Raw genomic sequence first — 25,736 nt, 5'->3', positions numbered from 1 at the left:
AGCAGGATCTTATAGAGGTGACAATTTTATAACAAAAGTGTATAACTTGAAGTGGGTAAGCAAACAATTTTCGCAATATGAACGCCAAAATCAAGAACGTGTACATTATCTATGCGGCGTATTTTTTCTGGTCATTTACAACGCTTATGATCATGTCAACATTAACCATTTATCATGAAACGGTTTTAAATATCTCTAAACTGAAGCTCGGCTCTATTCAAGCTTACGCAACGCTCAGCATGTACGGAACAAAGTTTTTTTCCGGATTAATTATCGATATTTTTAAAAACTATAAAAGCGTCCTAATATTTGGATCCATCTTATCCATGATTGCGCGGCCTATGTTTGCCTTTGTGTCTACGCCGTTCAATATCTTTCTGGTTCGATCATTTGAACGATTAACCAAAGGTGTGCGAGGATCTCCGGCAGATGCATTTTTAACTCTCAACACAGAAAAAAAAGATATGGGACGTGCTATCGCATTCAAGCAAGTTGCTTATACCGCTGGTGCCATTATGGGTAGTATTTGCGCAGCTGTATTTTTGTATTTTTTCAGCAATGATTTTCAAACATTATACAAGCTCAGCATCATTCCAGGCCTTCTTGCGACAATCTTATTGTTTTATATTGAACCGATTGAAGTGACGCAAAAACAATCTAAGAAAAAAGGTATTGAATGGGGACAGTTAAAACAAATTCCTTCAGCGCTTATCTTCATGTACTTCTTGACCTATGCTGTGTGCTCAGCTCGTTTTGGTGAAAACTTCGTTGGACATCGTTTTCATGAGTTTGGACTTTCAACCACATGGATTCCATTAGTGTACGTGATATTTGATCTTCCGTGGCTTTTAATTTCCCTTTTCTTATCCAAAAAATTAGATACCTCAGAATTTAAAAAAGTGTTTTTATATGGCGTAGGCTTTTTGTTCTTAGCAAACGCATTGCTTATGTCTACACATTTCCACAATCTTGTTTTAGGTTGTATATGCGCAGGTATTTACGCTGCTATCATCCAAGGTGTGTTATTGATGCAGGTAGCAAAATTCACACCAAAAGATATTCGTGGAACAGCATTTTCTTTATATTATATTGTATCAGGACTTGGATACTTCACCTCCTTCAAAATGACAGGTTATTTGGCGCAAACTTATAACACTTGGCGCGCTGGATTTTTAGCGCAAGCGATTATTTCTTTTGGTTTGATTCTTTTGATCATTGTGATTCCAAAACGCTTTTTCCAGGAAAAGACTTCGTAGGAAACATCATCACGAGCTGACCCATCCCCACGAATTTTTTAGAACCCAAAAAAATCTTAAACGCTTAACCATGCAAGCTTTTCTTCTAGAGAAATTGATAGAAAAATATAAGGACAACGACCGTCATGGCGAGCGCGCCGTAGCTTTAGCGAAGGCGGCGTGGCCATCCATCCGTCTTCGCAAATTTTGCCTTCAGCAAAATTTAGCTACGACGAGATTGGTCGAGTCGAAGCGTGTGAAGTGGATGCCTCGCCGAAGCTCTTTAGAGCGTAGGCGGACACCTCCCCATGGATCACCACACCTTGCTATGCAAGGCTCGTGATGACGTCTGTGCATATTTAATTCGTGGGGATGAATCAGATCCTGAGGAGCTCACGGAATATCGTCATCACGAGGAGCGAAGCGACGTGGTGATCCATCATGGATAGCTACACTAGACTCGCCATGACACGCTCACGTGCTAAAGCCCCTCTTCATCCCACAAATAATAGCCTAAACTTCCTGTCATAAATCCACCTGCTGCCACCAAAAGTGTCGATAAAAATGTACTGTAAACAAACAATCCAAATACAAGCACGATTATCCCTGTTGCAAACAATATATCTAAAAAGGTGTTAAATGACTGCTCTCTTATAAGTTGATGCGCAATCGTTAATCCAATCACACCAAAGATGAATGCAAACGCAACTTTTTGAAACACCGGAGAAATGTTTTAAACCTTATGTCTCATTATATCTTTTAAATGAAATTTGATCAATATTTTATCGCCTGTCATTGAAAGTTCCGTCATCACGAGGAGCGTAGCGACGTGGTGATCCATTTTCTGGATTGCCGCGCGCTCTCTACGAGCGCTCGCAATGACAAATCTCTGCACGCCGTCATCACGAGGCTTGCGTAGCAAGGCGTGGTGATCCATATGAGGGCCACGCCCCGCCTTCGCCATGACGACCCGGCGCGCTAATCCTTTATCTTATCAAATAAATCTTGTAGACGCGCCTTTTCATCAACATCTTTTGCAATGCGAAACTCAAAGGCAGGAGAGTATTTCATTGTTGAAATTTTTGCCCACTCACGACTTAATTCTTTGGAAATGCTCTTTAAGAATTCTAGCGTATCTTCTCTAGAATTTTGATCAAAATTTTCAAAATAAATATAAGCTTGACGCATATCAGGGCTTACCTCTACGCGCGCAACAGTAATCATAGGATGGTGTTTGAGTTTTACCTTAGAGAAATATGAGCCTGTAATAAGCTTTTCGGAAATAAAACGATGAATTTCTTTTTTAACTTTTTCCGTGCGACTGACGGTGGTTTTTTCAGGGATATACATATTGTGTTTATCCGCCATGGCGAGACCTTTTAGGGTTGTGGCCATCCATATGGATCACCACGGAGCGAAGCTCCTCGTGATGACGAATCATAGAATTCTCCTCATGATGACGAATTATAGACTGTCCCTCGTGATGACGAATTATAGAATACCCCTCGTGATGACGAAATCTCATCATCCCTTCACCTCTTCTTCCACAGAACACTCAATCACATCACCTTCTTTAATATCATCATAGTTTTCAAATGCCATACCGCATTCATATCCATGTTTTACTTCTTTCACTTCGTCTTTAAAGCGCTTCAATGTCTTTAATTTGCCTTCATGAATCACAACGTTATCACGTAGCAAACGCACCTTAGCCCCACGTTGAACAATCCCTTCTGTAACCATACAACCAGCAATTTTTCCAAACTTTTTGACACTAAAGACTTGGCGAATCTCAGCATATCCAATAAATTTATCCCTGAACGTTGGTTCAGCCAATCCTTTGATAATGTTTTCTATATCCTCAATCACCTTGTAAATAATAGAATGATAGAATACACGAATATCTTCCTGCTTCGCTAACACGCGGGCTTTGGAATTTGCTCTCACATTAAATGCCACAATCAACGCGTTACTCGCTTGCGCAAGTGTTACATCGCTCTCAGAAATCTCTCCTACAGAGGTATGTAAAACGTTTACTCTTACTTCATCGTTAGATAACTTCTCTAAGCTTTGTTTAATCGCTTCAACAGAACCATGCACATCGCCTTTGATAATAATTGGCAACATCTTCAACTCGGAGTCTGCAACATTTTGCAGCAGCCCTTCCAAACCAGTGCCTTTCGCTTTCAAGCGCTTCACTTCTTGCTCATTTCTGTAACGCTGCTCTCTGCTCTTCGCAATGGATATCGCTGTTTGCTCATCCCCAACTACATTCAATGCATCTCCTGCATCAGGAATTTCATTCAATCCAAGAATTCTAACAGGTGTAGATGGCAACGCTTCCTTTACCGTGTTTGCCGTTTCATCTAGCATAAGCTTCACTTTTCCGTGTGTACGCCCAACAACAAAAACATCTCCAACACGCAATGTTCCAGATTGCACAAGAATAGTTGCAACATTTCCACGACCCTTCTCTTGTGTTGCTTCCACAACAACACCTGCAGCAGGTTGATTTACTGGTGCTTTTAGCTCTAATGTCTCTGCTAACAATAAAATAGATTCTTCTAGATTATCTAAACCTTGTCCTGTTTTTGCAGAGATCTCTGTTATCATCACATCTCCACCCATACTCTCAGGTATAACATCATACTGTACGAGCTCACCAATCACACGAGATGGATTTGCATCTGGCAAGTCCATCTTGTTAATTGCCACGATAATCGGAACTTTCGCTGCTTTAGCATGATGAATTGCCTCGACTGTTTGATCTTTCACACCATCGTTCACAGCAACAACCAAAATCACGATATCTGTAATATTCGCTCCACGTGCACGCATAGAGGAAAAAGCTGCGTGACCAGGCGTATCTACAAATACAATTGCTTTCTTACTCTTGGTGAAAACACGATATGCACCAACATGTTGTGTGATACCGCCTGCTTCACCTTTTACAACAGACGTTTTGCGTAATGCATCTAATAGAGATGTTTTTCCGTGATCTACATGCCCCATCACCGTTACAACAGGTGCTCTTTCTTCCTGCTGTATATCGCTTTTATCTTGAACAAGTAATTTTTCTACATCGTCTTCTGACACACGTTTTGGGGTATGTCCAAATTCCGTACAAATGATCTCTGCAAGATCCCCATCTACAGGTTGGTTTGCCGTTACAAACATATCTTGCTTCATGAATTTTTTAATTACTTCACCCACACGTATAGCCATACGATTTGCAAGCTCTGATACAGTGATCGTTTGAGGTATCACCACTTCTCTTACAATAAACTCCTGCTCTTTAGATGCAGAAATCATAGGTTTCTTGAACTTTGGTTTTTTTCTAAAACGCGTTTGACGATCAAACCCTTCCTCAGCTGCCTCTTCGATATTTTGCACATCTTTGAAATATGTCAAATCCACGCGTTTTGTTGACCTTTTGTCTTGCCTCTCCTTCTTAGAATCCGCAAATGCATCATCTACAAAGGCTTTTGCCTTCTTCTCTTTATCCTTTTTAGAGAAGTCTGCTTTTCTTTTTCGTTCTGTATCTAAAGCTTCAGGTGCAGGAGTATTCTCGCTTTTTTGAGGCGCTGCTTTTGGCTCTACTTCTGATACAGATATTACCGGCTGAATAGGAGGCACAAAAGATGGTTTTTGCGCTAGCACGTCGTTATCCATCGCCTTTTTAACAGCTGCTAGCCTTTCATCCATCTCAGCAGAGGTGAGATTTCCTACATCCCTCTTTAAGGGAATTTTACCGCCAGGCTTCTTCTTGCGACGAATCTCAACTGCAACGTTTTTAGATTTTCCATAAGACAAACTCTGTCTTACAATTTTGGCTCCCGCAGGTTTGTTTACATCTTGGTCATTGTTTTGATCTTCGGCCATAACATGTTACCCCACCAAATTTAAATATTTTTCTCTTAAGGACATAATGAGATCATTTGCCTCTTGCACTTTCATAGATGGCAAAAGATCTACAAGCTCCAATCCGGAAAGATTTGCGACGTCCTCCATAGACTTCACATCGTTTTCTGCTAAAATCTTCTTATTCTCAAGAGTCAACTCATCAAAATCAATGAATGCATCTTCTGCCTTTTTCTCTTTTAAGAATTTCAAAATTTCATCTTGCTTATTCTGCAAATATTGAAGCGCCGTTTTAATCACCTTAGCCGCATCTTTTTCAAACCCTTCAAGCGCCGCCAATGCCTCAACATCTTCTTCTGCGATTTGCTCAACATAACCGTAACCTTCAGATGCAAGAAGACGCGCTCTCATTTCATCAATCCCAAGCGCATCTTTAAACAAATTGGAAGCTGCTTCAATCTCTTCAGCATAACGCTCTGCCTCTTTTGCCTCTGTCAAAACATTAATTTTCCAACCTGTTAAAGCGCTTGCAAGCTTAACATTTTGGCCTTTTTTACCAATCGCCACACCAAATTGCGCCTCTGGAACAATCACTTCAATTTTGTCATCCTCTTCATCAATGACCACTTTTGTAATTTCAGCAGATGACAATGCGTTGATCACATAAGTCGCAGGATTTGAAGACCATTCAACTACATCAACCTTTTCACCCATAAGTTCTTTTGATACTTCTTGAATCTTAGATCCACGTACACCAATACATGCACCAACAGGATCAATATTTGGATCTGCTGCATAAACTGCAACTTTGGAACGACTCCCTGGATCACGAGCGGCAGATTTAACTTCAATTTGACCTTCTTGAATTTCCGTTACTTCTTCCTTAAGAAGCTCAATCAAAAATCTTGGAGACGTTCTGGACAGGCGAATCACAGGGCCAAAACCCTCTGCTCTTACATTCGAAATCACAGCTTTCACGCGCTCACCTACTTGCAAGCGCTCTTGTGGCAACATGTCATCTTTTCTCAAAATCGCCTCAACTTTGTTATCAAACTCTAATAAAAAGTATGTGATTTCATTACGCTTCACAATCGCGGTCACCATATCACCAATGCGATCAATATAGTCTTTATAGTGAATCGCACGTTTCTTTTCTTTAATTTTCTCAAAAATTACTGCGCGACTTTCTTGCGCAGAGATTCTGTCATAATCAATAGATGGGAGCTCTTCTTGTAAAACATCGCCTACTTCAACTTTTTCACGTATTTTTCTTGCATCTTCAATGTGAATTTCTTGATATGGATCCGTTAAGTCAACAACCACTCTCAATTGGCGATAAAACTTTGTTGCACCAGTATCGCGATCAATCGTCACAATAATATCATTCTTCTTGCCATATTTTAGTTCAGCTGCTTTAGCCAACGCTGCCTCAATGGCTTCAAAAACAACATCTTTTTCTAAACCTTGTTCTTGGGCGACAAAATCTGCCACTTGCAAAAACTCAGTTGCTCTTTTTCCAATCACCTAGTTGCTCCCTTTATTGTTATATAATTTCGCATCCTTTATATCTTGATAGCTTATATTACCCAAAGATTCAAGTTCAAACCCCTCATTATCTGCGCTTTTTATCACACCCTCATGCTTTGTTCCGTTCCATTTAAACCGAATATTGTATCCAATATACTTTTGAAAATGCATCGGCTTGTTCAGAGGTCTGTTCAAACCAGGGGATGAAACCTCTAAAAGATAATCCTCTGAAACAGAGTCATGCAACTCATCTCGAATCAATCGCGTTGCCCTGGAACAGTCCTTGTGCTCAATCACAGAATGATCTAATTTATCAATCATGATTTGCAAACGTATCTTATCACCCATCTTAAGTTGTTTAATTGAAACAATATCATATAGACCGGAAAGATTTTTTTCTACAATTTGGGTAACGATTTCTTGAAGTGACATTTTGCCTTCCTAGTGTCGTCATAGCGAGTCCGCCATAGGCGGGCGTGGCCATCCATATGGATCACAACGTCGCTACGCTCCTCGTGATGACGGGCCTTAAATTAAGATGAAGCTTTTTTAGCTTTCGCCATCTCTTTTTTGAGTTTTTGAAGAGCAGGATGCAATTTTGAGCTTCTTGTCTTCATCAAGAATCCATCAAATCCACCGTGCGCTTCAATTGTACGTATACCGCGCGTTGTTACTCTAAGGTAAAACTTTTGCGCCAACAAATCACTGTAAAAGCTCGTGTTTTGCAAGTTTGGCAAAAAGCGACGCTTCGTTCTGTTATTTGCGTGGCTTACGTTGTTACCTGTCATAGGAGCTTTTCCTGTTACAATACAAACTTTGGACATCGCCTGAAACTGTTATCATATCTTGTGTAAATATGACATATTATGATCATTTAGGTCAATGGCTCTCTTCGTGAAAATCAGAGATAAAAATATATCCAGCATCTTCAAGTAAACCTTTTACAAACGACCTATCATACTTCCTGTGAAGCCACAATAGATTGTTATCGCCTGTCTTTTCATGTTTCTCATCAAAAGAACGTTGGCATATTTTGGAAGGGTTTTGCCTTGAAGGTAGCGTGGCTTTATATTTCTTCTTGTCAAGTTTAAGATCACCACCAAGCGCTCGTAAGCACTCACGCCAATCTTCAAAAGATATACTTTTTATAACATCAAAACCATTTCCTCTAAAAATACCTTGCATAAGCGCATAAATTTTTTGAGGAACAACTTTAGGAGGGTAGGTTAAACTTTGTTTCGCTTGCTCTACTCTTTTTTCGATAAAGCTTTCTGTTTTCTCTTTGTTTTTCTGCAGAAAATCAATTTGCTCTTTATAGCTCATAATTTTTCTGGGCTGGGCCACAAATTTAACCGGTTGACTTTCTGAAGACAAAGAAAGATCTTTTATTAACTCACTTGCCAATCTTTCATTTTCTTCCTGCTCCTCCATAAGCTCATCAGCTAAACTTTCAAGATCCATCTCTTCTCCATCATCTGTATCAATATCTTCTATGATTTTATCAAGAATTTCAGGAGGCAAGTTCTGACTTAAAGCAGAGCCGTCTAAAAATTTTTGCAAATGTCGCAAACACTCAATTTCAGGCAAAAGCTCAGAAAATCTCTTAGGATTTAGTTGACGAAACCGCTCTAAATCATTAAAAGCAGCTTCAATTTTCCCAGCCCGAAAATGTTTATCAAACAAAATACCTGCAACAACTGGTGTAGCTTCAATTTCATCTTTCATATTCAATGGAACTTTATTTAACTCAGATAAAAACTCATGCGCCCATTGATTTTTTAATTCTTCGCTTGCTGCGCTTTGATATTTCTTCGCTAAACTCACAAAAAACATACGACAAATATTTGCATAACCTTTTGCTTGAGTAGTGCGCAATCGCAGTTTAGTCTCTTGATAGCATATGTCCCACTGTTTGAGCGAAATGCTATCATGTCCTTTAACAGCCATTTGTATACAGAGTGCGCTAATAGAGCGATTTTTTTGACCAAATTCTAGGAAAAAATTTTTCCAATAATCTGGTAGAAAACCAAACTGTGCTAACTCACTAATTGCATCATATTTATCTAAGTCCGATTTAAAACGAACATCATAGCGGCCGTAAAAAAATAATAGAGGAGCTTTTTTATACATACTTTCATCATTCGTTATTGAGCATAAATTAGGGGAAAGCATACTTGCAATCATACTTGGAAAACGCAACGCAAAATTACGCTCAAGCAATGCCCGGGATGAAGGAATAATAACATCACACATAAGCTGAAAGACCTCCCTATCAGGATCAGTAAAATCTTGCGGCAAGTTCGCTAAGACAAACTTTTTATTCACCTCTTGAGCATCTTTGTGTGTATAACATTCAACACAATCCATTAAGGTTTGGGTGCTAGCTTGGAATTTTCTCAAAAATTCAAATTTTAATTGATCAAACTCACTTGCGCTCAAAAAAAACATAAAAAACATTGTAATTCTAAATTCTCAATTTAAGACTTTGGACTTATTGTAAAAAACATCCGACAAGTTTTCAAGGATCTCATTTACTAGCTTAAAATATAATTTTCATGCTATACTTAAAAAACAAAGCTTAATTACTTGGCACATATGTTTTGGTTATTTTGTAACAATGGATTTGATTTTCTTTTACCAAACGATGAAATGATTTTGAACAAACTCGAAGAAGCGGTAAAAGAAGAACAAAAACGCAGAAAATTCAAAAAACGCAAGGTGGATATTAAAATCTCCAAAAACAACCTTCATGAATTTCATTATCAAGGGCTTCAGCATCAATCTATTCCTGATCCTCAGCCTATAAAAAACAAAATACTAGAAGAATAGTGTTTGTTTTTTTTGTAAAATCATACTATATGTAAGATACGGCTTAATTAATCTGTTATTTTATTAAAAGGAAAAAAATGATTTTATTTACTTGTATGTTTGGAACATTAAATGCAAGCGACACTGCGTCAGGGTTATTTAAGGAAGGTGCGTGTGGCACATTCCAGTCAGAGTATCATGATAGCAGGTATAGTTTGGTATATCCACTATCCAATGGCTCTCAGATTAAATTTTCAAAAAGCTATTTTGGTAGTGATTATACAAATACTCTCACATTTGGAGAAGATCGGATTAGATTTGCGTTTTTTCCGGGTAGTCAAGTTTTAAATATTGGATATCATGAGGCAAGACCTGAACTTGTCAAACAAATAGTAAAATTTATATTTGACGAGTATATTAAGACGCAAAAAGTAAAAGACGTTGTTTTAAAGCATGACTCTTCATATGCAGTGAATAATGATTTGTTGATGTTGCGATACAAAGAAGCAATGGATAAATTAGTTTCATCTCAAGGAGAAGTTTAAGTTCATATCTTGTGATAAATCGCTTATCATGAAGTGTGTATATTAAAGCGCCATCCCAAAAGGGCTCTCAACATGTGAATCTACAAATTGCTATGTTGCCCTTGCAGTGACAGCGGCTTACTAAAGGACTAGTATGTTCAAGTTACATTCAAAATTCCAACCAACCGGCGACCAACCCAGAGCCATACAAACCTTAACTGAAGGCTTTACACAAGGTGAACGTAATCAAGTTTTGTTAGGCGTTACAGGGTCAGGAAAAACCTTTACCATGGCCAATGTTATACAAAACGTTCAAAAGCCTACGTTAGTTATGGCGCCCAATAAAACATTAGCTGCACAATTATTTGAAGAAATGAAAGATTTCTTTCCAGAAAATGCAGTCGAATATTTTGTGTCTTATTATGACTACTACCAACCAGAAGCCTATATCCCCAGAACAGACACCTATATAGAAAAAGAATCCTCTATTAATGAATACATCGATCGTCTGCGTCACTCCGCCACACGTTCCTTGATTGAACGTCGCGATGTTATTGTTGTGGCCAGCGTATCCTGCATTTATGGTATTGGAAGTCGTGAGTCTTATGGCGCGATGGTTGCAGATTTAAAAGTGGGTGATGAAATTGCTATCCATGATTTGGCCAAAAAATTCACAGAACTTCAATACAAGCGTAATGATTTTCAAAATGCCCGCGGCACCTTCTCTGTGAAGGGTGATACAGTTGATATTTTCCCTGTACACTACGATAACGCCTTATGGCGCATCAGTTTTTTTGGTGATGAAATTGAATCTATTCATGAAGTTGATGCTGTTACAGGCAATAAACTCACCTCACTAAAATTTGCTCGTGTATATGCAAACTCTCACTATGTCACGCCACAAAAAACCATTCATCATATGATCAAAGAAATCAAGAAAGAACTAACGGTGCGATTAGCTGAGCTTGAGCAAAACAACCAATTATTGGAATATGAACGCCTCAAAAACCGCGTGAATTATGATATTGAAACACTTATGAACACAGGCATGTGCCCAGGAATTGAAAACTATTCCCGTTATCTCACAGGTCGTGCACCTGGCGAGCCACCCCCTACTCTATTTGAATATCTGCCGCCTGATGCTTTGCTCATCGTGGATGAATCACACGTTGGTGTGCCACAAATTCGCGGCATGTTTCATGGTGACTTTGCAAGAAAAACCACATTATCAGAGCATGGATTTAGACTCCCTTCTTGCCTAGATAACCGCCCATTAAAATTTGAAGAATGGGACAAAATGCGCCCTGCAACAGTTTTTGTTTCTGCAACACCAGGCGAATTTGAGATGAAATCTACAGACCATGTTGTGGAACAAGTCGTGCGACCAACAGGTTTGTTAGACCCTGTTTGCATTGTAAAACCTTGTGAAAATCAGGTAGATGACCTTATGCATGAATCTCGCAAAACTATAGAACAAGGTTATAAGGTATTAATCACAACCTTAACCAAAAAAATGGCGGAAGGTTTGACAGATTATTTCAACATGATGGAGCTGCGTGTGAAATATTTGCACTCTGATATTGATACCTTAGAACGCATTCAGATTCTTCAAGCTCTGCGCAAAGATGAATTTGATGTTTTGGTTGGAATCAACTTATTAAGAGAAGGCATCGACTTACCAGAATGTGGACTGGTTGGAATATTGGACGCAGACAAAGCGGGATTCTTAAGATCTGAAAGATCTCTTATTCAAACCATTGGTCGTGCTGCAAGAAACTCTGAGGGTCGTGTGATTTTATATGCAGACAAAGTCACAGAGGCTATGGATTATGCCTTGAAAGAAACTGAACGTCGTCGCGAAAAACAAATGGCTTATAATGAAGAGCATGGCATCACACCAACTACTGTACAAAAAGCTCTGCGCGAAACGTTTGCTGACGCATACCAAGCGCCTGAAAAAGCCATTGGCAAAAAGGACAAGCCTGTGGATATTGATAAGCTGCACCGCGAGATGATGCGTGAAGCAAAACGTCAAAATTTTGAAAAGGCTGCGCAGCTGCGGGATCAAATTCGCAAGTTAGAAAACAACTCTTGAAAAAATAGACGCTTTTTACTAAAAATAAGTTAGACTATTTAATTTTGATAAAAACATGTTTTTATTTCTCTCTCATTTAATCGCTTCAGACGCAATGCCTTTTTGTGAAGCGAAAGACAATATTTCTATTGTATTAAGACAAGATCCTCGATTTATAGCTCCAGAAATTTTACCTTCAGCACAACAAAAACTTCTGCGTGATATTAAGCTTATCGAAAATTCAATCACCAGAAACACGCAAGAAAAAAAAGAACGACTAGAATTGATAGAAAAATTACACACTCATCTCTTGAAAATAGGAGCGAGATTACCACAACGTCCTAGAACCGCTACTGAAATTCCGTTTACGCCAAAAGAAGAACTTTAAGCATCAAAACGTTTTAAAACAACATCTTGCCCTAAAACTTCCATAATCTCAAATACACTTGGTGAAATTGTCGAGCCTGTTAGTAAAATGCGAATATACTGTGCAAGCATATCCAGCTTCATATCATGTGCTTTTGTGAATGCTAATAGTTCCGCTTCCAAAAATTTATAATCTTTTAGGGCATCACAATCCTTGTAGCATACCCTACTACCGCAGACAGAAAAGATTTGGGAGAGAAACTTGCATTAGTAGCACATCTAGAGCAATGTCTTTCTATAATACTTCCATTTATATCACCCACAAAACGTCCAAGTAATTCTGACAGCCCGAAATCAGATCTTTAAAGTCTAAAAATTTTATCCTAGTTTGTGACTTGAAAAACTAGAAAAAACTCCCTACTGTAAAAACATAGACAAAACCGCGAAATACTAAAATGCTATTTATGAATTTATTCTATAACTTAAATGCAACAGATGATAAACCTGCTAGTCTCAGAACTCAAATTGAAACTATTGGACCCCAAATGCATAAGATGTTTGAAAATGAAGTCACTCTCTTGAGTGTATTGGCACTGCCTTGCCAATTTTCAAAAGATCCAGGCCTTTTTGAGAAGGCTTTGGCAGATTATCAAACTACTTCTATGAAGTTCTGCAAAGATATGCCTTCAGTTGTAAGACCCTTGTTGCATAACGCGATCAAGTCTCTAATGAAATATAATATGCAAAAAAACCGCTCTTCAGGTAAAGAAGAATCTGGCAAAACATCTTCTGGCAATTCCGATCAACACTCTAATTTTGATGGTAGTTATAAGGATATCTGTCAATTAAAGGAGCAGTTTTTAAACCTTATGGATCAAATGCAAAAAGTGGATGACAAAGAAGGTGTTCAAATTCTTAGTTATGAGAAGCCGCTTGAATTAATAGAAGCAATCAAAAACTTCTCTACCACTTTTGAAGCATGGATAGAGAAAATACAAAAGGCAGTAGATTTACTACAAAAGAAGCAATATGACTCAAATGCTTTTGATCAACTTGCCAAAACTCGTAATCCAGCTGCCGAATCATAATCCGGCTTCTCATAAACTATCATAAATTTTGGGCACGCTTCATAACCTCTTCATATCCCAAAACCTCCATAATCTCAAACACACTTGGTGAAATTGTTGAGCCTGTTAATAAAATACGGATATACTGAGCAATCACACCAAGCTTCACATCATGTGATTTTGCAAATTCTTTTGTGAATGTAAGCAGCTCTGCTTCTGAGAAGTTTATGGATCCCGGGGTCTCGCCTTCGGCTTCGCCCTGGGATGACGCTGCGGATAACGCTTCACAATACTTTTTCATCAACGCCTTATCTATCTCAACCTTCTTCGCATCTTCCGTCAAAACAATAGGGATATCCATATAAATCTTGGCATTTTCACGCAATTCAACCAATGTTTTTGCACGAACTTTTAAGCCGTCTAATCCTTTAAGAATGCGCATACGCTCAACATCTGAAACACTTAAACCCATCAACTCAAACAGCTCTTCATTGCTCTTTTCTTTGATGTAATGCGCATTCAAAAACAACAGTTTATCGCGATCAAATTTAGAGGGAGATTTGCCAAGCCCTTTGATATCAAACCATTTTATAGCATCATCTCGAGAGATAATCTCATCATCACCATGACTCCAACCCAAACGCAGCAAATAATTAAACAGCGCTTCAGATAAAATTCCTTCATCGCGAAAACTTTGCACACCTACAGCGCCTTCACGCTTAGAAAGCTTGCCGCCATGTGACCCATGAATCAGCGGAATATGCGCAAATGTTGGCACCTCCCATCCCATCGCTTCATAAATCTGATATTGTCTAAACGTATTGGTCAAATGATCATCTCCTCTGATCACATGTGTAATTTTCATATCATGATCATCCACAACGACTGATAACATATAAACTGGAGTACCATCCTGACGCAATAAAACCATATCATCTAATGTATCTGTTTTTACTGTCACATCACCCTGCACAGCATCTTGAATTGTTATACTGCCTTCATCGGATGATTTGAGGCGAATAACATATGGCTTGTCCTGTGAAGCGCAGTCACGACACTTACCCGTATACTTCCCATATTGAGTTCTTATCTCCTCAAGCTCTTCTTTTGTGCAATAACACTTATACGCCAATCCTTTTTCAAGCAATGCCTGCACAACCTCTTGGTGTCGTTTAATATTTTTAGACTGAAATACCGCCTCTTCATCATAATGAAGCCCAAGCCATTCCATAGCATCAAAAATTGCCTTGGTATTTTCTGGGGTAGATCTCAATGCATCAGTATCTTCAATGCGTAACAAAAACTTACCATCTGTGTGTCGCGCATACAACCAATTAAATAATGCTGTCCTAGCACTTCCTATATGCAACTCACCTGTTGGTGATGGCGCAAACCGAACTCGGATCACGTTTTTCTTCGTCTGTGATATTTTCTTATATATTGCACCAATCCAATCAAACTTGAAACCACACCCACAATGACTGCCAAAATATCAAGATAAATTAGATTTACATTATCATCAGATTCAATCAATAAAAGCGCTGGAAATAAAAAGGTTGCAATAAAAAGCCATATTTTTTCTGGCCACCTTGTGCGCATCTCACGCTTAAAACGCAATGCGAACAAAATATGTATAGCGGAAATGAAAAATCCAGGAATAGATAAAAACAAAACACTTATAGGAAACACAGCATAAAACGCATACGCCATACACAACAAGGAAAAACGGTCAGCACTATGATCTAACCACTTTCCAAATCGACTCTGCACTCTGAGATAGCGCGCTAACTTTCCATCAAAATAATCAGATGCTGTTCCTACGATAAGCGCAAGAAATGAAATAGCATACTGCTGTTGTTCAAATGTATAAACACCGATCACACTGATGAAAAAGCGTGAGATAGTTAATATATGAGGAGAATACTGTAAAAGCACGATCCCTCGTTATATATGTGACAAACGACATGCCGCAAAATCCCAGTTCACGAGATGTTGCATAAATTTCTCCAAATAATCAGGGCGTCTGTTTTGGAAATCCAAATAATAAGCATGCTCCCATACATCACATGTGAGCAAAGGATACAATCCATCTGTCAAAGGATTTTCAGCATTAGCGGTTTTGACAACCTCAAGCTTTTTGGTTTTTTCGTTATAAACTAACCAAGCCCATCCACTGCCAAATTGCGTTTTACCTGCAGCAATGAACTTCTCTTTGAACGCTTCAAAACTTCCAAAATCACGGTCTATAAATTCTTTTAACTGACCACCTGGCTCCCCGCCACCATCTTTTTTCATGCTGAACCAATAGAAATTATGATTCCAAACTTGCGCTGCATTGTTAAAAACACCCACATTGTCTTCTTTATGGGCCTTCAGCATGATTTCTTTTAATGACAAGTCTTTATATGTCTCTGGCAACATATTGGAAAGATTTGTTTGATATCCCTTATGATGTTTCTCAAAATGATAATGCAATGTATTCGCTGAAATATGCGGCTTTAATGTTTCGCAATCATATGGCAAATGCGGCTCATTAAGCGCTTCAAAATGCTGGCAATGCTCTTGTGTCACGACCCCACCCCTAATGTTCATGTATAGTAAAATGATAAACGGCTTTTGAGAAAGAAATCAATGACCTCACCATTGCTGCACCATCATAAGGAATGAGAAAATCTACATGGAGCGTCATGGCAAGGAGCATAGCGACGTGGCCATCTAGAAAATGGATCACCACGATCTGCTTCGCAGATCTCGTGACGACAAAACTCCTTGCATCTTTCAACGTTTTTGTCATTAAAAAAACACAAACTTCGCTCGCCATGACGGATACTCTTTAACACCTTGTTAACCTTTTCTTTCCCATACTCTAGAAAACACAGGTGGTATCAATTATGGAAAGTGTCAGAGCAAAGCTCAATTTAAAGATCAATGATCATGAAGGTGTTCAGCTTTTAAGACCTCTTATGCAAGATGGTCTAGTATCTTTTAGTGAATTCACGCCTAAAAGTAACAACTTTGAAATGCATGTGAATCGATTTGCTCATGAACATGCGCATAAAAAGAAATTGCGCATCAATTCTTACATCGCCATCCCAACCGCTACAGCCGTTCACCACAAGGGTCTAGAGCGAGATATTGAGCATTTACACCTGCTCACCCTTGACTCAAAAGAGAATCATGATCAGCATTACCTATACTTTATTTTTGCGCATAATAAGACCATCCGTATCACCATGTCAGAAATGATGTTCCGTTTATGGGATTTTGGTGAACATTGGGAAGCGCCGATGGTAAATCACGGCCTAAATGCACATTATGCTCACAACCACAACATGTACACACGCCCCGCTCTCCTCCACTCCTAAAACTGTGCTATAATGCACTAGATGTGACTTAAATAAGCACAATGCTTAGATCATATTTATATTACTATCTGCAGATCAGCGTATCGCTTTGTTCTTTAGATACATACATACTTTTAGGTTTATTTATCTTTGTTTTTGCATACACCGTTTTTGAAATCAGTCAAAGAGATCTCAAAGAACTTCTTTATAAAGCGTTTCGCTTATTTTACAAAACAGAAATCGTTGGTTTTGAAAATTATGAAAAAATAAAAGACAAAAAATTTATCATTATTTCAAATCACGAGTCTTTTATTGATGCGCCTTTAATCATGAGTCACTTTCCTGAAAAACTCACCTTTTCTGTCAAACCATCCCAAGCGCATAAATGGTATATTAAGCCATTTTATAAACTTGTCAAAATTATTGAAGTTAGTTCTATCAACCCATTTGGAATTAAGGAACTTATTCAACTTGTCAAAGATGGTGAAAGATTGCTCATTTTCCCTGAAGGGCGCATAACAACAACCGGCAGCTTGATGAAAATGTACCCTGGTGCAGCAGTTATCGCTCAAAAAGCGAATGCTTATGTTTTGCCTGTTCGTATTGAAAATGCTGTGAACTCTATTTTTTCTTGTTTGAAAGAAAAGAAAAGTCTGTTTCCAAAAATACGCTTGCATATTTTGCCACCACAAAAACTTAAAGAGTATAAAGACCTATCCCCAAAACTACGTAGAGATAAAGCAAAAATTGAGCTATATAAGATCATGTCCAACATGATCTTTGAAACCAACCTTAAGAAAGCCACGCCTTTATTTGAAAATCTTGTCACCGCTTGTGAAAAATATGGAAAAAGCCACGTCGTTTTAGAAGATGTAGATCGAAAAAAATGGACCTATAAAAAGCTTTTGCAAGCAGTATACGTGTTTTCACAGCTTCTCCCCAAGCGAGAAAAGCGTATCGCAATTTTATTGCCCAATGTTATACCAACGGTTGTTTTATTCTTTGCCTTACATAGAAAATCCATCACACCGGTGTTTTTAAACTATTCCACAGGCATGCAAAACCTCCTTGCAAGTTGCAAAATTGCAAAAGTGAGAACAATTTTTACATCCAGAAAATTTATTCAAAGACTAAATATCGATGTATCTGAATTCACGGGACATAAACTTGTTTACCTTGAAGATATCAAAGAAAAGCTTACGCTATCCGTAAAGCTTAGAGGACTTTTTGCCATGCATTTTTCTGCATTACCGACGCAAAAAATGGATGATCCAGCTTATATCTTATTTACATCTGGATCAGAGGGTATGCCAAAAGGTGTTGTATTAACACATAGAAACATTCAAGCAAATGTTTATCAGATGCTGTCTCGCACAGATATCACACTTAACGATCGACTCTTTAACACAATGCCAATGTTTCATTCCTTTGGTATTACATGTGGTGTTATGTTGCCACTCTTACATGGCGTCAAAGTCTTTTTGTTCCCTAACCCTCTTGAGTTCCGACTTATCCCTGAATTGCTCTACGATACCGGCTCTACCATTGTGTTTGCTACCAACTCTTTCTTAAAAGGATATGCAAAATTTGCGTCTTCTTACGATTTTCATTGGATTCGTTATATTTTTGCTGGTGCAGAAAAATTGCAGGATGAAACGCGCCAGCTCTACTTTCAAAAATTTGGAAAAATTATCTATGAAGGATACGGCACTACAGAGGCTTCTCCTGTTGTGTCCATCAACACACAAATGTGCAGCAAGCCCGGATCCGTTGGTTTGTTAATGCCAGGCATTCAATATAAGTTGAAAAAAGTTGAGGGCATAAAAAAAGGTGGAATTCTGCAAATTCGCGGACCAAACATGATGCACGGATATTTAGGCAAAACACCTTTAGATAATAAATTTTATGACACGGGAGATGTGGTAGAAGTAGACGATGATGGATTTATTAGCATCGTTGCACGACTCAAGAGATTTGCAAAAGTGCATGGCGAAATGATTGACCTTACACTTCTAGAAAGACTAGTTCAAAGCATTTGGGATAATTTTGAACATGCTGCTATTGCAAAACCATCTAAATCTGGCGAATCCATTCATTTGTATACAACAAAACCAAAAGCAAAATTAGAAGATGTTGCAAAAGTTATCAAAAAAGAGGGTTATACTCTGCTCATGGCACCCAAGAAAATTCATGTTTTAGATGCTTTACCTAGACTTGGATCAGGGAAAATTGATTATATGGCACTTAAAAACATGTAACGCCGTCATAGCTATAAAAGTTCATTAATTCGGTTCTGAATTCTAATGAACTTTTATAGTGATGACGAACTTTTTAACGCATACTTTTTCACTTCGCTCAAAAATGACCGTCAGAATTGTTATTTTTTTTGCGAAATCCTTTACTTTATTTACAATTCTTTCGTAAAATACACCTGAAATAGTTGTATTTTTATAGACACCCAGATGCAATCCAGAAATAATGTAAAAAACACTGTCGATAAAAACATCGACTTGAAGCCCAGAATCACAGTAATCGGCGTTGGTGGCGCTGGTGGGAACGCTGTAAATAACATGATTGACCTCAGACTTGAAGGCGTTGAGTTTATCGTTGCAAACACAGATGCGCAAGCTTTGGAAGGTTCACTCTCCAATGAAGATGTTCGCATTCAGCTTGGCCCACACCTTACACAAGGTTTAGGAGCAGGTTCCAAACCTGACATCGGAAAAGCAGCAGCTGAAGAATCCATCGATGAAATCTTGAACCACATCGTTGGTAGTAACATGGTGTTCATCGCAGCTGGTATGGGTGGCGGTACAGGCACAGGCGCAGCACCTATCATTGCAAAGGCAGCTCGTGAAAGTGGAATTTTAACTGTTGGTGTAGTAACAAAGCCATTTAACTTTGAAGGCTCTAACAGAATGAAAGCTGCAGAAAAAGGCATCGAAGAACTTCAAGAATATGTTGATACTTTAATTGTTATTCCAAACCAAAATCTATTCAGGATTGCCAATGAAAGAACAACATTTGCTGATGCATTCAAAATGGCAGATGACGTTTTGTATTCTGGTGTACGAAGTGTTACAGACCTTATCTTAAAACCAGGTCTAATCAACTTAGACTTTGCAGACATTCGCTCCGTAATGAGTGAAATGGGTAAAGCAATGATGGGAACAGGCGAAGCAGAAGGCGAAAGACGTGCGCTTGATGCAGCAGAAGCAGCAATCTCCAACCCACTTCTAGATGATATTTCCATGAAAGGCGCAAGAGCCGTATTGATCAACGTAACATGCGGTCACGATGGCACGCTTTACGAAATCGATGAAGCAGCAAACCGTATCAGAGATGAGATTGAAAGCGATGCAAACATTATCTTCGGCTCTGCATTTGATGAAAACTTGAATGGTCGCATCCGCGTATCTGTTGTTGCAACAGGAATCGGTGGCGCGCCTATGACATCATCTCATTCATCCAACCTAACATCCTTTAAAGATTTCTCTTCTACAAAGAAATCTTCAGATAAGAAAGAGGAAGAAGACAAAAGCGCAGAAGCAAAAAAAGATGACAATGTGCATTTCTTAAATTCAGAAGGCAGCACTGAAGCAAGCAAAGAACCTAAAATAGAGCCTTTGGAAAAGAAAAAAACCTCCTCATTGTTTGAGCGTTTCACCAGAATGGGTCGTGCAAAAAAACAAGAGACAGAGACAGAGAAAGTGGATGAAAGCTCCTTTGACATCCCATCATTTCTAAGGAAAAAATGACAAAAAAACTCCCTGTCATAACCGCTCCCAATCCAATTCTCAGACAAAAAGCCATTAAAGTTGAAAATTTCAATGATGAATTGCGTGAATTTTTAGATCAATTAGAATATACAACGGTAACGAGCAAAAATTGCGGCGGTCTTGCGGCGAATCAAGTTGGGTATAGTCAACATGCTTTTATTATGAATATGGATCGAGATAAAAAACCATATAAAATGGTAAATTTAGAGATCTTAAAATACTCTGATAAAACTTGCATGTGGACAGAAGGTTGTATGTCATTTCCGGATATATGGCTAGAAATTGAACGCCCTGAGAGTGTTTTGGTGCGATATATGGACGAATTTGGCAAAACTCATGAAGAGCAATTTTCGGGCGGAGAAGCGCGCAATATTCAACACGAGCTCGATCATTTGAATGGTATTTTGATGATTGACACATTTAGCAAAGATCGTCAGGATTTTATTATGCGTAAAATCAAGAAAACAAAACCGAAGGTTTGATATGTGGCAGAAGAGCAGCTATCCATCACCGGATCACCACGGCGCTACGCGCCTCGTAATGACGGCCGCGGAGCATAACCATGTTCATCGTTGATCTTCTCCTCATCGGCATCCTCATTTTATCCAGCGCCATAGGTTACATGCGCGGATTCATCAACGAATTCATGCGTATTTTTGTATGGATTGGCTCTGCATTTGGTGCTTATTATGTGTATTTTTATCAACCTCAACTTCTCACTGTTCTACCAAGTATGAATGGACTTCTTACTCTTATTTTTCTTTTTATCTGCTTTCTCATCGCATCAAAATTACTCCAAACGTTACTCGATAAATCTATAAAAATTACACCTTTGAATTTCATTAATCAACCTCTTGGCTTTGCTTACGGTCTGTTGCGCGGTCTTGCAATTATTCTATCTATTGGACATACATTAGACCGCTTTCAATTAGAATCACAATTTATCTGTCAACTCTATGAACAAAGCGCACCTTATATAGACCTCAGACAACAAGAAGACAATATACTGCAGCAGGGCAAAAAAATTGCGGAAAAATTCGAAAAAGAATTCATGAAAAAATAACTTCATGATATAATGGTGCTATAAGAGCTTAATACCCATATAACATGTACGAATATTCAGATTTAGAAAAAATTTGGAACAGCTTATCGCAAGAGCATGAGAAACAGGCAAAAGTTGGCGCGCCCTCACCACAAAATGAAGACCCTATCAAAGCGCAATACTTTGCAGCAAAACCAGCGAAGCCATCTGTAGATGTAACTGCGCAACCACCTAGAGCGGAAGACTCCGCAACAGCAGAATTCAATTACTTAAAAAAAGAGCTTGAAATTGCGCGTAAAGAAATTCTTGAATTAACGCATAGACTAGAAGAAAAAGAAGAAGAATTACTTAATGTGAATCAATACCTCGAGCAAATTGAGAAATTTATTGCAAAGTTTGACTAACATAAAAGGTCGTCATCACGAGGCACGTAGCGCCGCGGTGATCTATATGAATTGCCGCGCACTCTAACGAGCGCTCACAATCTGATTCATCCCCATGAATTAAATATGCGCAGACGTCATCACGAGCCTTGCGAAGCAAGGCGCGGTGATCCAGAAAAACATGGATGGCCACGATTTTCTTTCGAAAATCTCGCCATGACGAGTTTAGAAGCGTCATCACGAGCCTTGTGTAGCAAGGCGTGGTGATCCATGGAGGGTGTCCGCCTACGCTCTAAAGAGCTTCGGCGAGACATCCACTTCACACGCTTCGACTCGACCAATCTCGTCGTAGCTAAATTTTGCTGAAGGCAAAATTTGCGAAGACGGATGGATGGCCACGATTTTCTTTCGAAAATCTCGCCATGACGGTCGTTATCCTTATATTTTTCTATCAATTTCTCCAGAAGAAAAGCTTGCATGGTTAAGCGTTGAGGACTTTTTTGGATTTTAGAAAATTCGTGGGGATGCGTCAGCTCGTGATGAGGAACTACGCGCACCTCCTCTCACCTTCAAAAAACCTTCCATCATCCTGAGCGCAGCAAAGGATCTTCTTCAGATATACTCAGGAAGATCCTTCGACCTAAAGGTCTCAGGATGACAGTGTATTGACATCTCTCCTTGGCTTCACAAAAAAAATCCCTATAAAATAAACAGAAAAATACAACATAAAACCACATATGTTTTTACTTTTTTGCACAGAAAATACCTTAAATCCGAGCACTTTCTCCATATCACCTTTCATCATGACACCTTTATGTCCAACTCAACCCGCTTTATATTACGCAAACTCCATATATAATGCAGGTATACAGATTGCCCTTAACACAAAAATTTACCCATTTTCTCCATTTTTCAGAATGTATGGCGGCATCCAAGTACACCAACTTAACATGGTACTAGGCACACAATTGGGCGGACATATTCAGAATCCTAAAGAGTACTTGAGCGCATATTATGATTTTAACAACAGAACCTCCTACTCTTTTAGAGTGGATATTTCTTCTGCCCTACTAACCGAAATGACAGCTCTCATCTTTTCTTTGTGTGAAATATTTCTTCCCATTATGCCAAGCATCTCAAATTTGATTTCAGATTCTGGTCGAATACATATGACCCTTGAATGGAACAAACATACTCCATGGAAAAAGCCTAATATCGGTCCAAAAATAAGCTTTTAGAAAAAATTATTGCACTGTCTCCACCTTCCACTCATCCCCCAGTGGCGTGCAATACATCGTATATTTATACATAATCGCATCCCCCGCTTGCTGAATCTCAAGGTGCGCAATATTGTCGCTTTTTGAAATAATCGGCATACCATTATAACCGCCATATCCGCCAAAATTTTTATAAACTGCTGTAATGTAGCGTTGTTTATCTCGAATGATACGTCTAATTTCTTTCTCTAAATCATCAAATGTTCGAATTGCTTGCTTGTTTAACAGTTGTAAACCAATAGCATATTGAGAAGTTCCTAAGATACTAGGAAATACATGAAATAAACTTCCAGGCTCTACCTTTACCATAAGCGGTGTGCCAAGAGGAATTCCAAGTGTTGTTAATAGGATTTCATCTGACTCCATAAACACAGCACCACCAAATTTCAAATAACGTGTATGTTGAAATGCTGGTCGCACCTGCACCATAACATCTGTTTTTTTGCCATTTCTAAATACAGTTAGTTTCACACTTCTGGAATTTTTCTTTAACGCTTTATTCAAAGCATCATGATACAACGCCAACGACGGCCCAACCTCTTCATCATCCACAGCCAAAATAATATCACCTGGCTGCACAAAACTTTTCGCATTCTCATAAACAGAGCTCACAATCAGCATTTTATTGTAACTCTCTGGATATTTTTGAATATAATCATTCGCTGCATTAGCAGGATATCCATAATTTTTAATCGCATAATCAATTGAAATATGTGACAACTCAAAATTCGCGGCGCCAATCCCTTTATTGGCCATACTCTTCAAGTAATCAATTGGAACGGCAAATAACGATGTGCCACTTGAGTCCTTAGCGAACACAATAGCAATCACCTCACCATGCTGATTCAAAACAGCTGCACCGCTTGTTCCAAAACTTGCATTTACACTTAACCTAAGCGTTTGAACAGGAAAAACGCCTAGAGATTCATTCAAACTGGTGATCTGACCCCTATGAACAGAAAAATTATATCCAGAATTATTGCTATAAATCTCAACTTGATCATTTAAATGGGGTTCTTTTTGTGAGGTTGCAATCTCTTCAAAATCCAAACCTTTCAACTCCTCTGGATTCATTTTCAGAATACTAATATCAGCAAATGGATGAGACCATACATGTTTTGCATTTACTTTACGCCCATTAGAAAAAATCACTTCAATGGAGGTAATGCTATGCCCACCTGAAACATGGTGATTGGTTACAACCAAGCCTTGCTTTTTATCTAAAATAAAACCGCTTCCACCCCAATAACCATGTGGTGCATGACCACTTAAACTGGCTCTGGTTGAAATACAAACAATGGCTTTCTTTTTTTGTTCTATAAATGTTGATTGAGAGGTATCGACACAAAATAATGTGAATAACATACAGTATTTTAGATGAGGCTTTTGTACACATTGTACAGATCATTCCAAGGGAAAGGAAGTGTGCGCATAGTCGTCATCGCGTGATCCCGATGGATTACCACGCGCTCTTCGAGCGCTCGCAATGACGGACTCAAAATCGTCACACGAGGAGCGGAGCGACGTGGCGATCCATAGATGGGCACGCTACGCTCGCCATGACGATGGAGCATTTCCTTCCGCTAAGAATGAATTAGGGGAAGAGACAAACCATTAAGCTGGTTTGTATCCGTGATCATTTCCTGGCTTATCGCCATGTCCTTGACCTTCACCTTTAGGCTCATGCTTTGGCGCATCTTTTGGCTCTGGAGTTGTTCCAGCTTTTGGAAGCTTGTAACAAACCTCAGAACGCACCAAAACATCGTTCTCGTCTTTGTAAGTGTTGCACTGACATCTCCAGTCAAGCTGATCGTGCCATTTTCCTAAATAGCACTTTCTATCATGTGCATATTCACAATGTTTATCATCGCGATAATCCTCATGATGACCTTCATATTGACCATATCCTTTGTCATCACCTTTTGGTCCATGATCTTTATTATCATAACCATGATAGTCGCCATAACCTTTAGGGTCACGATCTCCATAACCTTGGCGGTCGTAACCGTATCCTTTGTCATGAGTTTTAGAACCGCAACCTTGGTAACCACATCCTTCTGGATATCCGTAACCTTTGTAATCAGGATCTTTATAGCCATAACCTCTGTCATAATCTTTATGCTCAGGTTTTTTATCATAATCTTTATGACCATAACCCTCGCCATAACCGTCGTGACCATAGCCTTTATCATGGCCTTTATAACCATAACCTTCTTGTTCATGTTCATAACCATAACCTTTGTTATCATCATGATAACCGCGATCATGTCCTTCATAGTGACCGTATCCGCCTTGACAATATGGGCAACCTAAGCACTTTTTACAAGAGCTTTCCACACATTTGTTGTGGCATTCGATTTGCTCGTCGATAGGCAATTTAGCACAGTCAGCATGACATTTTGCACAGTAGCAACACGTACGAGAAGGCCTTCTGTAGTCGTATGTCATC

General features: G+C 38.9%; 26 protein-coding genes. 13 read left to right on the top strand and 13 right to left on the bottom strand.

Annotation, left to right across the window (positions count from 1 at the left end; all coding sequences use genetic code 11):
- Positions 1-98 precede the first annotated feature (98 nt).
- Positions 99-1,256, top strand: coding sequence for an MFS transporter (locus tag H6850_02950; GenBank protein USO02048.1), 1,158 nt, complete (start codon positions 99-101; stop codon positions 1,254-1,256).
- A 460-nt stretch (positions 1,257-1,716) separates the two neighbouring features.
- On the opposite strand, the gene H6850_02945 is transcribed toward H6850_02950, so the two are convergent.
- The 7 genes from H6850_02945 to H6850_02915 all read right to left on the bottom strand — a co-directional run bounded on the left by H6850_02945 (position 1,717) and on the right by H6850_02915 (position 9,080).
- Positions 1,717-1,956, bottom strand: coding sequence for a hypothetical protein (locus tag H6850_02945; protein ID USO02047.1), 240 nt, complete (start codon positions 1,954-1,956; stop codon positions 1,717-1,719).
- Between the two features lie 257 nt (positions 1,957-2,213).
- Positions 2,214-2,603, bottom strand: a complete 390-nt coding sequence (locus H6850_02940) for a ribosome-binding factor A (protein ID USO02046.1) — start codon at positions 2,601-2,603, stop codon at positions 2,214-2,216.
- 156 nt (positions 2,604-2,759) lie between these two features.
- Positions 2,760-5,117: a translation initiation factor IF-2 gene (infB, locus tag H6850_02935; protein ID USO02045.1), complete on the bottom strand. Its 2,358-nt coding sequence runs from the start codon at positions 5,115-5,117 to the stop codon at positions 2,760-2,762.
- Positions 5,118-5,123: 6 nt separating this feature from the next.
- Positions 5,124-6,620, bottom strand: coding sequence for a transcription termination/antitermination protein NusA (gene nusA, locus H6850_02930; GenBank protein ID USO02044.1), 1,497 nt, complete (start codon positions 6,618-6,620; stop codon positions 5,124-5,126).
- The gene (locus H6850_02925) at positions 6,621-7,055 is read right to left on the bottom strand and encodes a hypothetical protein (protein USO02043.1); all 435 of its coding nucleotides are present in this window, start codon (positions 7,053-7,055) and stop codon (positions 6,621-6,623) included.
- A 101-nt stretch (positions 7,056-7,156) separates the two neighbouring features.
- Entirely contained in the window at positions 7,157-7,447 is a 291-nt protein-coding gene (gene rpmB / locus H6850_02920) for a 50S ribosomal protein L28 (GenBank protein ID USO02042.1), read from the bottom strand.
- A 55-nt stretch (positions 7,448-7,502) separates the two neighbouring features.
- Positions 7,503-9,080, bottom strand: coding sequence for a hypothetical protein (locus H6850_02915; protein ID USO02041.1), 1,578 nt, complete (start codon positions 9,078-9,080; stop codon positions 7,503-7,505).
- Positions 9,081-9,218: 138 nt separating this feature from the next.
- Here H6850_02915 and H6850_02910 point away from each other — a divergent pair, with 138 nt between their 5' ends.
- The 4 genes from H6850_02910 (at position 9,219) to H6850_02895 (ending at position 12,417) form a co-directional block, all read left to right on the top strand.
- The gene (locus H6850_02910) at positions 9,219-9,452 is read left to right on the top strand and encodes a hypothetical protein (protein ID USO02040.1); all 234 of its coding nucleotides are present in this window, start codon (positions 9,219-9,221) and stop codon (positions 9,450-9,452) included.
- Positions 9,453-9,529: 77 nt separating this feature from the next.
- Entirely contained in the window at positions 9,530-9,976 is a 447-nt protein-coding gene (locus H6850_02905) for a hypothetical protein (GenBank protein ID USO02039.1), read from the top strand.
- Positions 9,977-10,109: 133 nt separating this feature from the next.
- Positions 10,110-12,050 carry an excinuclease ABC subunit UvrB gene (uvrB, locus tag H6850_02900; protein ID USO02038.1) on the top strand — a complete coding sequence of 647 codons (1,941 nt, stop codon included), beginning with the start codon at positions 10,110-10,112 and terminating at the stop codon, positions 12,048-12,050.
- Between the two features lie 55 nt (positions 12,051-12,105).
- Positions 12,106-12,417 (top strand): hypothetical protein, encoded by a 312-nt coding sequence (locus H6850_02895; protein USO02037.1) that lies wholly within the window; start codon positions 12,106-12,108, stop codon positions 12,415-12,417.
- On the opposite strand, the gene H6850_02890 is transcribed toward H6850_02895, so the two are convergent.
- A complete protein-coding gene (locus H6850_02890) occupies positions 12,414-12,578 on the bottom strand; it encodes a hypothetical protein (protein ID USO02036.1) in 165 nt (54 codons plus the stop codon). The two genes, H6850_02895 and H6850_02890, sit on opposite strands and share 4 nt — an antisense overlap.
- 281 nt (positions 12,579-12,859) lie before the next feature.
- Here H6850_02890 and H6850_02885 point away from each other — a divergent pair, with 281 nt between their 5' ends.
- On the top strand, positions 12,860-13,483 hold the full coding sequence (locus H6850_02885; GenBank protein ID USO02035.1) for a hypothetical protein: 624 nt from the start codon (positions 12,860-12,862) through the stop codon (positions 13,481-13,483).
- A 19-nt stretch (positions 13,484-13,502) separates the two neighbouring features.
- On the opposite strand, the gene H6850_02880 is transcribed toward H6850_02885, so the two are convergent.
- From H6850_02880 to H6850_02870, 3 genes are all read right to left on the bottom strand, one after another.
- A complete protein-coding gene (locus tag H6850_02880) occupies positions 13,503-14,891 on the bottom strand; it encodes a glutamate--tRNA ligase (protein ID USO02818.1) in 1,389 nt (462 codons plus the stop codon).
- Complete coding sequence (locus H6850_02875) at positions 14,867-15,343, bottom strand: CDP-alcohol phosphatidyltransferase family protein (GenBank protein ID USO02034.1); 477 nt, start codon at positions 15,341-15,343, stop codon at positions 14,867-14,869. The genes H6850_02880 and H6850_02875 overlap by 25 nt, the downstream gene beginning before the upstream one ends.
- 63 nt (positions 15,344-15,406) lie before the next feature.
- Positions 15,407-16,054 carry a superoxide dismutase gene (locus H6850_02870; GenBank protein ID USO02033.1) on the bottom strand — a complete coding sequence of 216 codons (648 nt, stop codon included), beginning with the start codon at positions 16,052-16,054 and terminating at the stop codon, positions 15,407-15,409.
- 299 nt (positions 16,055-16,353) lie between these two features.
- Here H6850_02870 and H6850_02865 point away from each other — a divergent pair, with 299 nt between their 5' ends.
- The 7 genes from H6850_02865 (at position 16,354) to H6850_02835 (ending at position 23,248) form a co-directional block, all read left to right on the top strand.
- A complete protein-coding gene (locus H6850_02865) occupies positions 16,354-16,827 on the top strand; it encodes a DUF2948 family protein (GenBank protein USO02032.1) in 474 nt (157 codons plus the stop codon).
- Between the two features lie 41 nt (positions 16,828-16,868).
- Complete coding sequence (locus H6850_02860; GenBank protein USO02031.1) at positions 16,869-19,064, top strand: AMP-binding protein; 2,196 nt, start codon at positions 16,869-16,871, stop codon at positions 19,062-19,064.
- Between the two features lie 204 nt (positions 19,065-19,268).
- On the top strand, positions 19,269-20,564 hold the full coding sequence (gene ftsZ / locus H6850_02855; GenBank protein ID USO02030.1) for a cell division protein FtsZ: 1,296 nt from the start codon (positions 19,269-19,271) through the stop codon (positions 20,562-20,564).
- The gene (def, locus tag H6850_02850) at positions 20,561-21,067 is read left to right on the top strand and encodes a peptide deformylase (GenBank protein ID USO02029.1); all 507 of its coding nucleotides are present in this window, start codon (positions 20,561-20,563) and stop codon (positions 21,065-21,067) included. The genes ftsZ and def overlap by 4 nt, the downstream gene beginning before the upstream one ends.
- An 80-nt stretch (positions 21,068-21,147) precedes the next feature.
- Positions 21,148-21,648 (top strand): CvpA family protein, encoded by a 501-nt coding sequence (locus H6850_02845; GenBank protein USO02028.1) that lies wholly within the window; start codon positions 21,148-21,150, stop codon positions 21,646-21,648.
- A gap of 44 nt (positions 21,649-21,692) precedes the next feature.
- On the top strand, positions 21,693-22,031 hold the full coding sequence (locus H6850_02840; GenBank protein ID USO02027.1) for a hypothetical protein: 339 nt from the start codon (positions 21,693-21,695) through the stop codon (positions 22,029-22,031).
- Between the two features lie 716 nt (positions 22,032-22,747).
- Entirely contained in the window at positions 22,748-23,248 is a 501-nt protein-coding gene (locus H6850_02835) for a hypothetical protein (protein ID USO02026.1), read from the top strand.
- A 6-nt stretch (positions 23,249-23,254) separates the two neighbouring features.
- On the opposite strand, the gene H6850_02830 is transcribed toward H6850_02835, so the two are convergent.
- Positions 23,255-24,652 (bottom strand): serine protease, encoded by a 1,398-nt coding sequence (locus H6850_02830; protein USO02025.1) that lies wholly within the window; start codon positions 24,650-24,652, stop codon positions 23,255-23,257.
- Positions 24,653-24,901: 249 nt separating this feature from the next.
- The gene (locus tag H6850_02825; protein ID USO02024.1) at positions 24,902-25,735 is read right to left on the bottom strand and encodes a hypothetical protein; all 834 of its coding nucleotides are present in this window, start codon (positions 25,733-25,735) and stop codon (positions 24,902-24,904) included.
- Between the last annotated feature and the right edge of the window lies 1 nt (position 25,736).

This window comes from Alphaproteobacteria bacterium, assembly GCA_023898745.1.
Taxonomy (GTDB): domain Bacteria; phylum Pseudomonadota; class Alphaproteobacteria.
Note: the sequence above shows the minus strand (reverse complement) of the source record. Positions and strands in the feature narration are given on the sequence as shown.

Excerpts from the sequence above, each read along its gene's own strand:
- H6850_02940 (USO02046.1), bottom strand. The coding sequence starts at position 2,603 with ATGGCGGATAAACACAATATGTATATCCCTGAAAAAACCACCGTCAGT.
- infB (USO02045.1), bottom strand. The coding sequence starts at position 5,117 with ATGGCCGAAGATCAAAACAATGACCAAGATGTAAACAAACCTGCGGGA.
- H6850_02925 (USO02043.1), bottom strand. The coding sequence starts at position 7,055 with ATGTCACTTCAAGAAATCGTTACCCAAATTGTAGAAAAAAATCTTTCC.
- rpmB (USO02042.1), bottom strand. The coding sequence starts at position 7,447 with ATGTCCAAAGTTTGTATTGTAACAGGAAAAGCTCCTATGACAGGTAAC.
- H6850_02915 (USO02041.1), bottom strand. The coding sequence starts at position 9,080 with ATGTTTTTTATGTTTTTTTTGAGCGCAAGTGAGTTTGATCAATTAAAA.
- H6850_02910 (USO02040.1), top strand. The coding sequence starts at position 9,219 with ATGTTTTGGTTATTTTGTAACAATGGATTTGATTTTCTTTTACCAAAC.
- H6850_02905 (USO02039.1), top strand. The coding sequence starts at position 9,530 with ATGATTTTATTTACTTGTATGTTTGGAACATTAAATGCAAGCGACACT.
- uvrB (USO02038.1), top strand. The coding sequence starts at position 10,110 with ATGTTCAAGTTACATTCAAAATTCCAACCAACCGGCGACCAACCCAGA.
- H6850_02895 (USO02037.1), top strand. The coding sequence starts at position 12,106 with ATGTTTTTATTTCTCTCTCATTTAATCGCTTCAGACGCAATGCCTTTT.
- H6850_02885 (USO02035.1), top strand. The coding sequence starts at position 12,860 with ATGAATTTATTCTATAACTTAAATGCAACAGATGATAAACCTGCTAGT.
- H6850_02870 (USO02033.1), bottom strand. The coding sequence starts at position 16,054 with ATGAACATTAGGGGTGGGGTCGTGACACAAGAGCATTGCCAGCATTTT.
- H6850_02865 (USO02032.1), top strand. The coding sequence starts at position 16,354 with ATGGAAAGTGTCAGAGCAAAGCTCAATTTAAAGATCAATGATCATGAA.
- H6850_02860 (USO02031.1), top strand. The coding sequence starts at position 16,869 with ATGCTTAGATCATATTTATATTACTATCTGCAGATCAGCGTATCGCTT.
- ftsZ (USO02030.1), top strand. The coding sequence starts at position 19,269 with ATGCAATCCAGAAATAATGTAAAAAACACTGTCGATAAAAACATCGAC.
- def (USO02029.1), top strand. The coding sequence starts at position 20,561 with ATGACAAAAAAACTCCCTGTCATAACCGCTCCCAATCCAATTCTCAGA.
- H6850_02845 (USO02028.1), top strand. The coding sequence starts at position 21,148 with ATGTTCATCGTTGATCTTCTCCTCATCGGCATCCTCATTTTATCCAGC.
- H6850_02840 (USO02027.1), top strand. The coding sequence starts at position 21,693 with ATGTACGAATATTCAGATTTAGAAAAAATTTGGAACAGCTTATCGCAA.
- H6850_02835 (USO02026.1), top strand. The coding sequence starts at position 22,748 with ATGTTTTTACTTTTTTGCACAGAAAATACCTTAAATCCGAGCACTTTC.
- H6850_02830 (USO02025.1), bottom strand. The coding sequence starts at position 24,652 with ATGTTATTCACATTATTTTGTGTCGATACCTCTCAATCAACATTTATA.
- H6850_02825 (USO02024.1), bottom strand. The coding sequence starts at position 25,735 with ATGACATACGACTACAGAAGGCCTTCTCGTACGTGTTGCTACTGTGCA.